14 protein-coding genes are annotated in these 14,431 nt (G+C 53.3%); all 14 read left to right on the top strand.

What is annotated here, in order from left to right; all coding sequences use genetic code 11:
* Positions 1-26: 26 nt before the first annotated feature.
* Positions 27-479, top strand: coding sequence for a threonine/serine exporter family protein (locus C6I21_RS14980; protein ID WP_105960294.1), 453 nt, complete (start codon positions 27-29; stop codon positions 477-479).
* Positions 460-1,767, top strand: a complete 1,308-nt coding sequence (tilS, locus tag C6I21_RS14985) for a tRNA lysidine(34) synthetase TilS (protein WP_105960295.1) — start codon at positions 460-462, stop codon at positions 1,765-1,767. Before C6I21_RS14980 ends, tilS begins: the two co-directional genes overlap by 20 nt.
* Positions 1,768-1,783: 16 nt before the next feature.
* A complete protein-coding gene (gene hpt / locus C6I21_RS14990) occupies positions 1,784-2,323 on the top strand; it encodes a hypoxanthine phosphoribosyltransferase (protein WP_105960296.1) in 540 nt (179 codons plus the stop codon).
* A 70-nt stretch (positions 2,324-2,393) separates the two neighbouring features.
* Positions 2,394-4,391, top strand: a complete 1,998-nt coding sequence (gene ftsH, locus C6I21_RS14995) for an ATP-dependent zinc metalloprotease FtsH (RefSeq protein ID WP_105960297.1) — start codon at positions 2,394-2,396, stop codon at positions 4,389-4,391.
* A gap of 229 nt (positions 4,392-4,620) precedes the next feature.
* Positions 4,621-5,394: a type III pantothenate kinase gene (locus C6I21_RS15000; RefSeq protein WP_181186276.1), complete on the top strand. Its 774-nt coding sequence runs from the start codon at positions 4,621-4,623 to the stop codon at positions 5,392-5,394.
* A 30-nt stretch (positions 5,395-5,424) separates the two neighbouring features.
* Complete coding sequence (gene hslO / locus C6I21_RS15005) at positions 5,425-6,315, top strand: Hsp33 family molecular chaperone HslO (RefSeq protein ID WP_105960299.1); 891 nt, start codon at positions 5,425-5,427, stop codon at positions 6,313-6,315.
* Positions 6,316-6,433: 118 nt separating this feature from the next.
* Positions 6,434-7,366, top strand: a complete 933-nt coding sequence (cysK, locus tag C6I21_RS15010; protein ID WP_105960300.1) for a cysteine synthase A — start codon at positions 6,434-6,436, stop codon at positions 7,364-7,366.
* Positions 7,367-7,548: 182 nt separating this feature from the next.
* A complete protein-coding gene (locus tag C6I21_RS15015; RefSeq protein WP_245411665.1) occupies positions 7,549-8,982 on the top strand; it encodes an anthranilate synthase component I family protein in 1,434 nt (477 codons plus the stop codon).
* Positions 8,979-9,569 carry an aminodeoxychorismate/anthranilate synthase component II gene (gene pabA, locus C6I21_RS15020; RefSeq protein ID WP_105960302.1) on the top strand — a complete coding sequence of 197 codons (591 nt, stop codon included), beginning with the start codon at positions 8,979-8,981 and terminating at the stop codon, positions 9,567-9,569. The genes C6I21_RS15015 and pabA overlap by 4 nt, the downstream gene beginning before the upstream one ends.
* Positions 9,554-10,411, top strand: a complete 858-nt coding sequence (locus C6I21_RS15025) for an aminotransferase class IV (protein ID WP_105960303.1) — start codon at positions 9,554-9,556, stop codon at positions 10,409-10,411. Before pabA ends, C6I21_RS15025 begins: the two co-directional genes overlap by 16 nt.
* Positions 10,408-11,265, top strand: coding sequence for a dihydropteroate synthase (gene folP / locus C6I21_RS15030; protein ID WP_105960304.1), 858 nt, complete (start codon positions 10,408-10,410; stop codon positions 11,263-11,265). The genes C6I21_RS15025 and folP overlap by 4 nt, the downstream gene beginning before the upstream one ends.
* The gene (gene folB / locus C6I21_RS15035; RefSeq protein ID WP_105960305.1) at positions 11,258-11,632 is read left to right on the top strand and encodes a dihydroneopterin aldolase; all 375 of its coding nucleotides are present in this window, start codon (positions 11,258-11,260) and stop codon (positions 11,630-11,632) included. The genes folP and folB overlap by 8 nt, the downstream gene beginning before the upstream one ends.
* Positions 11,629-12,138: a 2-amino-4-hydroxy-6-hydroxymethyldihydropteridine diphosphokinase gene (gene folK, locus C6I21_RS15040; protein WP_105960306.1), complete on the top strand. Its 510-nt coding sequence runs from the start codon at positions 11,629-11,631 to the stop codon at positions 12,136-12,138. The genes folB and folK overlap by 4 nt, the downstream gene beginning before the upstream one ends.
* Positions 12,139-12,239: 101 nt before the next feature.
* Positions 12,240-13,742 (top strand): lysine--tRNA ligase, encoded by a 1,503-nt coding sequence (gene lysS, locus C6I21_RS15045; RefSeq protein WP_105960307.1) that lies wholly within the window; start codon positions 12,240-12,242, stop codon positions 13,740-13,742.
* Positions 13,743-14,431 lie beyond the last annotated feature (689 nt).

Here is a 14,431-nt window from a genome sequence, read left to right on the forward strand (position 1 = left end):
GCTCAAAAAAGAAAGGGGGGAAGACAGTGGTACTTCTTACGCAGCTGGTGGTTACGTTTGCCGCCATACTCGGCTTCGGGATTATCCTTAGTGTGCCGAGACGCGCGCTCGTAATCGGAGCGCTCATCGGGGTGTGGACGTGGTTCGTTCTGCAGGTAGGGCTGATGGCGGGCCTGACAAACGTCGTATCGACGGTGCTTGCCTCGCTCACTGCCGCCGTCATCGCCCATATTCAGGCAAGGCGGATTCAGATTCCTGTTACAGCACTTTCCATCCCGGGTATTCTGCCGCTGGTGCCGGGAAGTCTCGCCTATTTCACCATGCTCTCGTTTGTCGAGGGGGATTACCTTGAGGGGCTCGAATACGGCGTGCAGACGATGCTCCAGGCAGGAGCGATTGCCGCCGGTCTCGTTCTTGCACTGTCTGTCTTCTCCTTCCGGAAAGGAATAGGAAACCGCTATGAAACAGGCAAAGAATAAACCGCTGCAGCTTCCCGCGGGCAGTGAACCGGTTCTCGCAGCGGTATCCGGCGGGCCGGACAGCATGGTGCTTTTGGATCTTCTGCTGAACAGCGGCAGACACATCGAAGCCGTGTACGTCCACCATCATCTCCGAAAGGAAGCAGAAGCGGAGATCGAACAGATCCGGCAGACGGCAGAGAATGCCGGCTGCCTGTTTCACGTGAAACATATTTCTCCGGGAAAAAATCAGGCCGATTACCGCCGGAAAAGGTACGCAGCCTGTTACGAAGTCATGAAAGAACGCCGTCTCCCGCTTCTTGCAACGGCCCACCACGCCGACGATCAGGCAGAGACGATGCTTATGCAGCTGATCCGGGGTGTGCTTTTCCGACCGGCGGGAATGTCGGAGAAACGGCCGGTCCCCGGCGGTACGCTGATCCGTCCGCTGCTGTTCTGGACGAAGGGAGAGATCTATACCTATGCCCGGGAAAACAGCATTTCCTTTTCCCGGGATGCGTCCAATGACAGCAGTATGTATCAGCGGAACCGTCTGAGACAGCGGATTCTTCCGGCTGTCCGTGAAGAAAACCCGTCGTTTTCGCAGAATGCAGTGTGGATGGCGGAGCGTGCACAGGAGGAGGAAGCGTATCTTCAGAAAGAGGCAGCGGCATTGCTGCCGGAGGTCCGTCAGAGCGGAGGCGGTGTACTTATCTCCTGTGAAGAATGGGAGCAGATTCCGGCAGCGCTGAGGTTCCGCTGCCTTCACCTGCTGCTGTCCCGCCTTGACCCGGACATTTCCTGGGGGCGTGAGCATCTGGAAGCGGTTCTTCGGCTGTTCGGGAGCGGTTCAACAACCGGTTCCGTGACGCTTCCGGGAAACTGGACGGCAGAAAGTCGTTATTCCGACGTTTATATAGGGAAAGAGGAAGGAGAAGCCGATCCATTTTGTCTTCCGCTTGATCCGGAGGAGACCGTGGAGCTGCCGTTTGGCACCGTAACAGCCGGGATGTCCGCCTGCGGTGAACAGAGCAGCTTCTGGGAAGTTCCTCATTCCTCTCTGCCCCTCTATGTCCGCAGCCGCCGTCCCGGGGACCGTATCGTGACTTTATCGGGGACAAGGAAAATTAAAAAGATCTTCATTGATCACAAAATTCCCCGAAAAGTGAGGCAGGAATGGCCCATAGTGACGGACAGTCATGGTACAATATTAGAGATACCTTTTTTGGAGAGGGCGCTTCCATATTCTGTGGAAAACACGGAAACAACACCGCTCTATCTTTCGTATACAAGAGGATCTAATTTTTAGGAGGAATCAGTCAACTATGCATGAGGACATTCTGGAAGTTTTGATTTCGGAACAGGAAATTCAGGACAAAATCGCGGAACTTGGAACGCAGCTCACGAAAGAGTATGAAGGAAGTTTTCCGCTGGTTATTGGTATTCTGAAAGGATCTCTTCCGTTTATGGGAGATCTGATGCAGAAGATCGACGGCCACCTGGAATACGATGTAATGGATGTATCAAGCTACGGCAGTGAACTGGTAACGTCAGGGGAAGTAAAGATCGTCAAGGACCTCAACACGTCCATTGAGGGAAGAGATGTTATTATTGTCGAGGATATTATCGACAGCGGCAACACGCTCAAATACTTAACGGATCTGTTTAAATACCGGAAGGCGAATTCCGTAAAGATTGTCACGCTTCTGGATAAGCCGGACGGACGCCAGGTGGATATCTATCCGGATACCGCCGGTTTTGTAGTGCCTGATAAGTTTGTTGTCGGCTACGGTCTGGACTATATTGAACGCTACAGAAACCTCCCTTATATCGGAGTACTGAAGCCGGAAGTATACCAGAAGTAAATTCGTTGTAGGACGTTTTCATAGTGTGGTACGATGTGTGAAGTGTATTTGACGTGGGAGGAGGTCCAGGATGAACCGTATATTTCGTAATACGATATTCTACGTCATGATCTTCCTTGTTATTATCGGGATAGTCAGCATTTTTCAGCAGGACACCGATGAGACAGAAGAGATGACGTTTAATGAATTCCAGCAGGAGCTGGAGAATGAAAACATTGAATCACTGACCATCCAGCCGACGCTGGATGTCTATACTGCACGCGGACAGCTCGAAGGTGCAGCGGAAGATGAATATTTCACGGTCAACGTACCGGATCTTCAGGTATTCCTGGAGGAGATTGTAAACAGCGCAGGTGAAGAGGGGATCAGTGAACTGGTCGTCGAAGAAGCCGAAGAGCCGAGTGGATGGGTCAACTTCCTGACCGCGATCATTCCATTCGTTATTATCTTCATTCTCTTCTTCTTCCTTCTCAGCCAGTCGCAGGGCGGCGGAAGCCGTGTCATGAACTTCGGTAAGAGCAAGGCGAAGCTCGTGAGTGAAGATAAGAAGAAAGCCCGGTTTAAAGATGTAGCCGGTGCAGATGAAGAAAAGCAGGAACTGGAAGAAGTCGTCGACTTTCTGAAGGATCCGCGCAAGTTCGCGGAAATCGGCGCACGTATTCCAAAAGGGGTGCTGCTCGTCGGCCCTCCGGGTACCGGTAAAACATTGATTGCCCGTGCCGTAGCAGGGGAAGCCGGTGTTCCGTTCTTCTCCATCAGTGGTTCCGACTTCGTGGAGATGTTCGTCGGTGTCGGTGCGTCCCGTGTACGTGACTTGTTTGAAAATGCGAAGAAAAACTCGCCGTGTATCATCTTTATTGATGAGATCGACGCAGTAGGACGACGCCGCGGCGCCGGACTCGGCGGCGGACACGATGAGCGGGAGCAGACACTGAACCAGCTTCTCGTAGAGATGGACGGTTTTGGTGTCAACGAGGGAATCATTCTGATCGCGGCAACCAACCGTGCGGATATTCTGGACCCTGCCCTTCTTCGTCCGGGACGTTTTGACCGTCAGATCACGGTCGGCCGTCCGGATGTAAAAGGACGCGAGCAGGTGCTTCATGTCCACGCTAAAAACAAGCCGCTTGCAGACGATGTCGACTTGAAAGCCATCGCTCAGCGCACACCTGGTTTTGCCGGGGCGGACCTGGAGAACCTGCTGAACGAAGCAGCGCTCGTCGCAGCCCGTGCGGATAAGAAAAAGATCGATATGGTTTCGATCGATGAAGCGATCGACCGGACGATCGCCGGTCCTTCCAAGAAGAGCCGTGTGATCTCCAAGAAGGAACGCAACATTGTCGCCCACCACGAAGCCGGACATACGGTCGTCGGTGTGAAGCTTGAAAATGCCGATATCGTTCACAAGGTAACGATTGTTCCGCGTGGACAGGCCGGCGGCTATGCGATGATGCTTCCGAAAGAAGACCGCTACTTTATGACAAAGCCGGAGCTGATCGATAAGATTATCGGCCTTCTCGGCGGACGTGTGGCAGAGGAAATCATGTTCAACGAAGTGAGCACCGGTGCCCACAATGACTTCCAGCGCGCCACAGGCATTGCCCGGAAGATGGTCATGGAGTACGGCATGAGCGACAAGCTCGGCCCGGTTCAGTTCGGCAGCTCGCAGGGAGAAGTCTTCCTCGGCCGCGATATTAACAATGAACAGAACTACAGTGATGCGATCGCGCATGAAATCGATCTGGAAGTCCAGTCGATTCTGAAAAATGCCTATGCACGCTGTAAAGAAATTCTGACGGAAAACAAGTCCAGCCTGGAGCTTGTGGCAGAGACCCTTCTGGAATACGAAACACTCGACGCGAAGCAGATCGAGTCCCTCGTCAATGAAGGCAGACTGCCGGACGACCACTATGCGTCAAGAGAGAACGACGCGTATGAATCGGTCGAAGCACCGGCGGATGATGCGGATGCACCTGCACCGGAAGGCGAAGAAACACCTTCTCCGGAAGAGGACCGCCGCGCCGCAGAAGATACCGATGAGAAAGACGATGATCAAAAGCGCGACTAAGGCAGTCAGAGAGGGGGCTTCCCGGATATTTTCCGGAAGCACCCCTCTTTTTTCGCCTTTCAGAGCCCGTTCCTACACTACGGCTGAAGGGCAGGTTTCAGCCTGTGCGCAGAAGTGCTCTACTACCAATTCGTTATAACGATGCATGAAAACGGAGTTTGTTTACAGTCTGTGCTGCTTCCAGCAGCTTTCTCCAATTTTTTATCCGTGAATAGAGGAGGTGGACAGCGTGAAACTTGTCCTTGATATTGGTAATAAAACGATCCATGCCGGGGTATATGAAGCGGAAGAGCTGCTATATGAATTTTCTTTAAAGATGGACCGGCACCGGCCGGGTGACGAATATGCGCTTCTCTTTGAACAAATGCTGGAACGGGGCGGCATTTCTGTATCCGATCTGACCGGAGCGATGGCCTGCTCGGTGGTATCGGGAGCAGAAACGTTGTTTGCGGAAGTGCTGGAGGATCATCTGCAGCTGAGCGCCGCTTTCGTCGGGCCCGGCGTGAAAACGGGGCTGCAGATTTTGTATGATAACCCCCGGGATGCAGGGGCGGACCGGATTACAAATGCATGCGCGGCCAAAAAACTATACGGGTACCCGGTCATTGTCTGTGATATCGGCACGGCCGTGACGTTCTGCTACATTAATGAGCTGGGGCAGTACAGCGGAGGGGCAATTCTTCCCGGCATGGAGGAAGCGATGGAAACACTCGCGGAAAAAGCGTCCCGTCTGCCGCAGGTGGAACTGGTGCGGCCCCGCCGTGTGATTGGAAGAAGTACGGTGGAGGCACTGCAGTCCGGAGCCCACTTCGGTCTGCTCGCCCAGGTGGAGGGGATGATCCACCGTATCCGCCGGGAGGCCGGGACCGAAGCGCCGGTTGTACTGACCGGAATGAATGCAGAAGCAGTCGCCCGGGAAAGCCGCCTGATTGATTATGTCCGTCCGCACCTGACACTTGAAGGACTGTCGCTGATTTACGATAATAAGGAAGCAGATGGGTGAAAACCGTCTTACTATAGAGGAGGAATACGCATGAAAGACTATCTTGTAAAAGCACTTGCCTACGATGACAAAATCCGGATTTATGCGATCCGGTCGACTGATATGGTAAAGGAAGCCGCCCGACGCCACGATACGTGGAGAACAGTTACGGCCGCTCTCGGGCGTGCGCTCACTGCCGGAACGATGATGGGCTGCATGCTGAAAGGCGACGAGAAACTGACGGTCAAAATTGAAGGAAACGGACCGGCGAGCCCGATTATTGTTGATGCCCAGGCGCAGGGGTCGGCCCGCGGCTACGTCACGAACAGTCACGTCGATCCGGAGCGCTACGACAGCGGTAAGCTGAATGTCGCTGCAGCGGTCGGTACGGAAGGTTCGCTTTCTGTCGTGAAGGATCTTGGCATGCGTGATCACTTTACCGGTAACGTGCCGCTTGTGTCCGGAGAGCTCGGCGAAGACTTCACGTATTATTTCGCCACGTCGGAACAGACACCGTCATCGGTCGGATTAGGTGTCGTGATCGGAAAAGAGGATATCGTCGAAGGAGCCGGCGGGTTCATTCTCCAGATTATGCCGGGCGCGGATGATGAAATACTGGATGAAGTGGAGAGCCGACTGCAGGCACTGCCACCGGTATCGTCGATGATCCGCCGCGGCGACACGCCGGAACAGATTGTGGAGCAGCTTGCCGGAAGCGGCAACTACCGCATTCTGGAAACGAAAGATACGTGGTTTGAGTGCCAGTGTTCAAAGGAACGAATCGTAACAGCGCTGTACAGTCTGGATGATGAAGAGCTGTCCGCCATGATCCACGAGGACGGCGGCGCGGAAACGACGTGTCACTTCTGCCGGGAGCAGTACTGGATCTCGAAAGAGGAGCTCGAAAATATTCTTTCCGAAAAGCAGTCTGCCTCCAGATAAAGAGGGGCGCTGCCTGAAAAGTCAGAAGTTGCAATTCCCAGAATTCTCTGCTATGGTAGAGCATATAGTCAATTAATCTTATTAAAATACTAGGGATTAATCAAGGAGGCGCTCGAACATGGTAAAAGTAGTGAACTCAGTGACAGAACTTATCGGTGAAACACCGCTGGTTAAGCTGCAGCGGATGGTACCTGAAGATGCAGCGGATGTCTACCTGAAGCTGGAATATTCCAATCCGGGAAGCAGTGTAAAGGACCGTATCGCCCTTTCCATGATTGAATCTGCCGAAGAGCAGGGTCATTTAAAGCCCGGCGATACCATTCTGGAGCCGACGAGCGGAAATACCGGCATCGGTCTTGCCATGGTGGCAGCGGCGAAAGGCTACAAGAGTATTCTCGTCATGCCGGATACGATGAGCATGGAGCGCCGCAATCTTCTCCGCGCCTACGGTGCCGACCTCGTTCTTACACCCGGACCGAAGGGAATGAAAGGTGCTATTGCCAAGGCGGAAGAACTGCAGAAAGAGCACGGATACTTTATGCCGCAGCAGTTTGAAAATCCGGCAAACCCGAAAATCCACCGCGAAACGACCGGAAAAGAGCTCGTGGAGCAGGCCGGTGATCAGCTGGACGGTTTCGTTTCCGGTATCGGCACAGGCGGAACCATTACGGGTGCCGGTGAAGTACTGAAAGAAAAGTTCCCGGAGCTTCACATCGTAGCGCTCGAACCGGAGGATTCTCCAGTACTGTCCGGCGGAGGCCCCGGTCCGCATAAAATTCAGGGCATCGGTGCCGGCTTTGTTCCGGACATTCTGAATACGGACATTTACGACGAAGTCATGCAGGTATCTACAGACAAGTCCTACGAGTATGCCCGCCGCGCTGCGCGCGAAGAAGGGATTCTCGGCGGCGTGTCCTCCGGGTCCGCTATTTATGCAGCGCTGGAACTTGCGAAGCGTCTCGGAAGCGGCAAAAAAGTGATCGCGGTGATCCCAAGTAACGGGGAGCGCTACCTGAGTACACCACTTTACCAGTTCGAAGAAAACGAATAAAAAAGCTTGCAGCCGGGGCACATTGCTTCCGGCTGCTTTTCTGTATATGCTGCTGCCGTTCTGCCGGAGAATAAAACAAATGCTTGTCTGATCCTGTTTTTCCCATCAGGTGGTGAAGATTGCACCGATACAGGTGCACCCTTATAATGGGGAAAGATACAACGTGGACAGGAGGATGCCCCGTGGCAGACCAGCGATTCCCCTTTGCAGAGACATTTTCATATCCACAGCGCGACTGGTACGATACGTACCGCCGCCTGACAGAAAACGAACCGCAGCATGTCCTGATGGAAAGCGGCAGAGGCGGCCGCTGGATTTTTATCGGCGTGCGCCCGTGGGCCAGGCTGTACGGAAAAAACCGCCGGCTGACCATCGAGGAGAACGGCACGGTTTATACGAAGGACGGGCCGCTTCTGGAATCCCTCCGGAACTGGCTGAGCGCCCATCCGGCGGTACGGGATCCGAATCTGCCTGACTTTCAGGGCGGCCTTGCCGGTCAGTTCAGCTATGACCTGATACGTGAAATCGAATCGCTGCCGGAAAAGGCGGAAGACGATCTGCTGACAGCAGATATTGATCTGGCGGCATTCGATGAACTGTACGTGCTGGATACGCAGGAAAAGCGGCGTTTTCACATCGTCCTGGAAACGGAGGCCTCCCGTGCCGGCACACGGCTCGACCGCATGAGAGAAGCGTGGCAGCAGGCGGAACATGCCGGAGCCCCGCCGTTCCCGGAAGTGCGTATTCTGGAGGACCCGGAAATGGTCACACGTTCCTTCTCAGAGAAAATGTTTATCCGGGCCGTAGAAAAAATACAGGAATACATCGCAGCGGGCGACGTGTTCCAGGTGAACTTGTCCGTGCGGGAGACGCGGCCGCAGACGACCAGCGCCGAGCACATCTATTCGTGCCTGAGACGGCTGAACCCGTCTCCGTACATGAGCTATTTTCACACCCCGGAACGCACGTACATCGGCGCGTCGCCGGAGCTTCTCGTAAAAGTGAAGGGAAGCGTTGTTTCCACAAGGCCGATTGCCGGCACCCGCTCCCGCGGAAAAGATGAAGCGGAGGATGCAGCGCTTGCCGCGACGCTTTTGGAAAATGAAAAAGAGAGAGCGGAGCACATCATGCTTGTCGACCTGGAGCGGAATGACCTTGGACGGGTGTGCCGCTACGGCTCGGTGGAAGTAAATGAATTAATGGTGATTGAAAAGTATTCGCACGTGCAGCATATTGTCTCCAACGTCCGCGGAGAAAAGGCACCGGAGCATGACGCGGTCGATGTACTCGCCGCAGCCTTTCCGGGGGGAACCATCACCGGGGCTCCGAAGATCCGGACGATGGAAATTATCGAAGAGCTGGAGCCGGTCCGCCGCGGTGCTTACACCGGTGCCATGGGATGGATCGGCCTCGACGGGGATATGGAAGTCAATATCACGATCCGCACCATGATCGCTGAAGCCGGCGAACTGCACGTACAGGCCGGCGCGGGTATCGTTATTGATTCGCTTCCGGAGGCAGAATTCCAGGAATCGCTGAAAAAAGCCAAAGCACTGTGGCGTGCCAAAGAGATGAGTGAAGAAGAGCAGGAAGAGCAGAGGAGGATATCTACATGATATTAATGATCGATAACTATGATTCGTTTACGTACAATCTCGTCCAGTACCTTGGAGAGATGGGCGAAGAACTGGAAGTCCGCAGAAATGATCAGATCACGATCGAAGAGATTGAAAAAATGAGCCCGGACTATTTGATGATTTCCCCGGGGCCGTGTTCACCGGATGAAGCCGGTATTTCCATGGATGTCATCCGTGCTTTCGCCGGCAAAATTCCGATTTTCGGCGTCTGCCTCGGCCATCAGTCCATCGCCCAGGTATTCGGCGGCGATGTTGTTCGCGCGGAGCGGCTGATGCACGGCAAAACATCCGACGTGTACCATAACGGCGAAACCGTATTTCAGGGGCTGCCGGATCCGTTTACGGCCACGCGCTATCATTCCCTTATTGTAAAAAGAGAGACCCTGCCGGAATCGCTCGTGATTACAGCTGAAACAAAAGAAGGAGAGATCATGGGCCTCAGGCACCGGGAGCTTGCCGTCGAAGGCGTGCAGTTCCATCCGGAATCCATTATGACGGACACCGGCCGCCAGATTTTACGGAATTTCCTTCATACGTATAAGGATCACGTATGTACCTTCTCGTAAATGATGAAATCCGGCATAGCCGGGAAGCATTCCTTTCCCCGTACGAACATGGCTTTTTATACGGTGCCGGCGTATTTGAAACGTTCCGAACCTATAACGGCCGTCCGTTTCTGCTGGAGGATCATCTGGATCGGATGAGAGAGGGAGCAGAGGAGTTCGGCATCGAATTTCCGGAAAGCCGTATGGCCGGGATCCGCGAAAACATTTCCCGGCTCCTGGAAGTAAACGGACTTTCCGACGGTTATTTCCGCCTGAACCTCTCCGGCGGCGATGAAGGCGTCGGCCTGCCGGAAGGAATGTATACGGAGCCGCTTCTTCTCCTTTATGTGAAGCCGCTCCCGGAAAAGATGAAACCGGAAAAAACGGCGGCCACGCTCCGCCTGAGAAGAAGTACGCCGGAAGGGACCGTCCGGCGGAAATCCCACCACTACGGGAATAACATCCTGGCAAAACGGGAACTGAAAGAGCACGGTACAGATGAAGGCATTTTTCTCGATGCAGCGGGTGCTGTCAGCGAAAGCATCACATCCAATGTGCTGCTGTATAAAGACGGGGCTCTTTATCTTCCGGATAATTCCTGCGGCTGTCTTCCGGGTGTAACCGCCCACTATACAGCATCGCTGGCCAGAGAAGCGGGTCTCCGTGTGTTTACCGGAAGGTTTTCCGAAGCCTCCGCGCTGCATGCAGAAGAAGTGCTTCTTACAAACTCCATTCAGGAAATCGTTCCGGTCTCTTCCTGGAACGGCCGTCGTTTTCCAGGGAAAGACGGAAAAGCAGCACAGGTACTGCGTGCGCTCTACCGCGAAGGCGTAAATCGAACGATACGGGTGATATCATCATGAGACAGCAGGAAAAAATGACGTGGAAAAACCATACGCTTCATTTTTCAGAGAAGACGTATGTTATGGGAATATTAAATGTAACGCCGGACTCGTTCTCTGATGGAGGGAAGTTTTCCGATCATTCGATGGTTGCCTCCCGGGCACAGCAGATGGTGCTGGAAGGAGCGGACCTGATCGATATGGGCGCCGAGTCCACCCGCCCCGGCTCCACACCGATCGGTGAACAGGAAGAGCTGAGCCGGCTGATTCCGGCGCTCCGGGAAGTCCGGGGAGCCGTGGACGTGCCGATTTCCATCGATACGTATAAAGCATCGGTGGCAGAAGAGGCTGTGGCAAACGGAGCGGATATTATTAACGATGTGTGGGGGACGAAAGCGGATCCCCGTATGGCACAGACCGCCGCGGCTGCTGAGGTGCCGATTGTCATTATGCATAACCGGAAAGAAGCGCAGTATCTCGATCTGATCGAAGATATGAAGGCGGATCTGTATGAATCCATTGAGCGCTGCCTGCGTGCCGGTGTACGGGAAGATCTCATCTTTGTGGATCCGGGGGTCGGTTTCGCGAAGACGTATGAAGAGAATCTTCTCGTGATGCGCAACCTGCGTGAATTTACGGACATGGGCTACCCGGTTCTTCTCGGCACCTCGCGCAAATCGCTCATCGCAAAAACGCTGGACCTTCCGGTGGACGATCGTGTCGAAGGGACGGGAGCCACCGTCTGCAGAGGTATTGATGAAGGATGCGCGGTCGTGCGTGTCCACGATGTACTGGAAATGAGCCGCATGACGAAAATGATGGATGCCATGCTTGGAAAGGGTTCATCGATTACAGGAGGCGTCAAACATGGATAAAGTTTTTGTGCAGGGAATGAAGTTCTACGGCTACCATGGTGCATTTAAAGAAGAAAACGAACTGGGCCAGCGGTTTTACTGTGATGTCATTATGGAAATGGACTCCGAAACACCGGGCCGCTCGGATGATCTGGACGATACCGTTAATTACGCCCAGGTGTATGAAACCGCCAAAGAAGTGCTGGAAGGAGAGCCGGTAAAGCTGGTGGAGACGTTAACCCACCGGACGGCTGTACTAATTCTGGAACGTTTTGAGCTGGTAAAAGCCGTGACGATCAAGGTGACGAAGCCGGATCCGCCGATTCCGGGTCATTACGATGGCGTCGCGGTCGAAATACGGCGCGAACGGGGATTTGAAAAGCAGTGACCGTCCGTGCATTTATCGGTCTCGGGGCGAATATCGGTGATCCAGTGACACAGCTGGAGGAAGCCCTGGAACTGCTCGATAAACACGCGGACATCGATGTTGTCCGCGTGTCTTCTTTTTATCAGACGGCCCCGGTCGGCGTCTTGGACCAGCCGGACTTCACCAATGCCTGCTGCGAAATTTCGACATCCCTTCAGCCGCTCGATCTTCTCTCCTTTCTGCAGGAAGTGGAGCAGGAGCTCGGCAGGATCCGTGAAAAGCGGTGGGGCCCGCGCACACTGGACCTTGACATTTTGCTCTTTGGAGAAGAAAATATAAAGTTGGAATCGCTCATCGTTCCCCATCCACGCATGCACGAACGTGCGTTCGTAATCGTTCCGCTCGCAGAAATTGCGCCGGACATAGTTGTGCGGGACGGGAAGACGGCAGCGGAGTGGAAAGAGACGCTGCCCGATGCAGGTGATATCACAAAACGAAGCCCGCAGGATGATATAGAGAACGAGTAAGCGGGAGCCGGAGCGTGTTCCGGTCCTATAACAGAAGTTAGGCAGAGGGTGTGTCCGGGAGCGCCGGAGACACCCCTGCAACATGCAGAGGAGAGGATATTGTGAGCCACGAAACTGAAGCGTCGGATCAAATGCAGGTACGCCGGGAAAAGCTGGAGAATATGCTGGATCTGGGGATCGATCCGTTCGGTGGAAAATTTGAACGGACCCATGATGCAAAGACGATCCATGAAGCCTACGACGTATTCTCCAAAGAAGAGCTTGAAGAAAAAGAAGAAACGGTTACGATTGCCGGTAGAATGATGACAAAGCGCGGAAAAGGAAAAGCCGGATTCGCACACCTTCAGGACCTCAGCGGACAGATCCAGCTGTACGTCCGTAAAGATCAGGTGGGCGAAGAGCAGTACGACCTGTTCACGAAAGCGGATATCGGTGACATGCTCGGCATCCGGGGCACGATCTTTAAAACAAAAGTAGGAGAGCTTTCCGTAAAAGCACAGGATCTCGTGTTTTTATCGAAGTCCCTCCGTCCGCTTCCGGACAAGTATCACGGGTTAAAAGATGTAGAGCAGCGCTACCGCCAGCGCTACCTGGATCTGATCGTCAATCCGGAAGTGCGCGATACATTCGTTCTCCGCAGCCGTATTCTTCAGTCCATGCGCCGCTACCTGGATAACCAGGGCTTTCTGGAAGTCGAAACGCCGACGATGCACTCTATTCCGGGCGGTGCTTCGGCACGTCCGTTTATGACCCATCACAATGCGCTTGATATGACCCTTTATATGCGGATCGCCATCGAACTGCATCTGAAGCGGCTCATTGTCGGCGGCATGGAGAAAGTATACGAAATCGGCCGGGTATTCCGGAATGAAGGAATTTCTACACGCCACAACCCGGAATTTACGATGATTGAACTGTATGAAGCGTATGCGGATTACGAAGATATCATGGCACTTACCGAGGAATTAGTCGCGCATATTGCGCGTGAAGTGCTCGGCGGGACGAAGGTGGAATACGATGGGGTCGAGATTGACCTGGAGCCACAATGGAAGAGAGTTCATATTGTTGACGCCGTCAAGGAGCATACAGGTGTTGATTTCTGGCAGCAGATGAGTGATGAGGAAGCCCGCGCGCTGGCAGAAGAGCACAAGGTTCCGGTCAAAGATACGATGAAGTTCGGCCATGTCGTAAATGAATTCTTTGAAACGTTTGTAGAAGAGAAGCTGGTACAGCCGACGTTTGTGTACGGCCACCCGCTTGATATTTCCCCACTGGCAAAGAAAAATGCCGAGGATCCGCGGTTTACCGACCGCTTTGAGCTGTTCATCGTGGGACGGGAGCATGCCAATGCCTTCACCGAGCTGAACGATCCGGTCGATCAGCGTCAGCGGTTCGAAGCGCAGCTGCTGGAACGAGAGCAGGGGGACGACGAAGCCCACCGCATGGATGAAGACTTTCTCGAGTCGCTCGAATACGGCATGCCGCCGACAGGAGGACTCGGCATCGGTATCGACCGTCTTGTCATGCTGCTGACAGACTCCCACTCGATCCGGGACGTTCTCCTCTTCCCGCAGATGCGTGAAAAATCTGGAGAAGAAGAGTAAGCAGTAGAATAGAAACAGCGAAAGACTGCCTGTAGTGAACATTCACTGCGGGCAGTCTTTTATATTGGAGGTAAGAAAGTAGACCATTCGATTGGGAACCCTTCCGTCAGTATAAAACGAAGCAGAGGTGCACACGGCGTTCTGCAGTCAGATGAGGCGGAGCGTTTGTTCGCAGGTGGAGCGGGGTTTCATACGGACGCAAATTTATATAGAAGGAAAGAAAGTCCGCACCTGCATTTCTATTTAAAGAAAAAGTGCACAGCAGCAGAATCTTCTTACTCGAGCCGCCCGTTCAATGTCTTTAAAGAAAATAGAAAAGCGGCAGATAAGGAAAAAATAACGGGACCGAAATATAGAAGGAAAAACAGTGGCGGGACACTACATATAGAACAAGAAAAAAAGAAACGAAAAAAATAAATTTGATTTTAGAAAATCCTTGTCAAAGCAAAACAGAACGTGCTATATTATTATCTGTCGCCGCGGAAAGCAGAGCGGCAGAGCGCTTCTGAAAAAAACAACAAAAAAGTTGTTGACTCAGAAAAGCTCAAATGGTATATTAATTAAGTCGCCAAATTGAGCGGCGGAAACGAAAAGCCCTTTGAAAACTAAACAAAAGACAAAAGTGAAGGAAAGAGAATGACACATTCTCTGTTCAATTTCAATTTGGAATCTAAGCCAGATTCCGTCTG

The sequence above is a fragment of the Alkalicoccus urumqiensis genome (assembly GCF_002993335.1).
GTDB lineage: Bacteria > Bacillota > Bacilli > Bacillales > Salisediminibacteriaceae > Alkalicoccus > Alkalicoccus urumqiensis.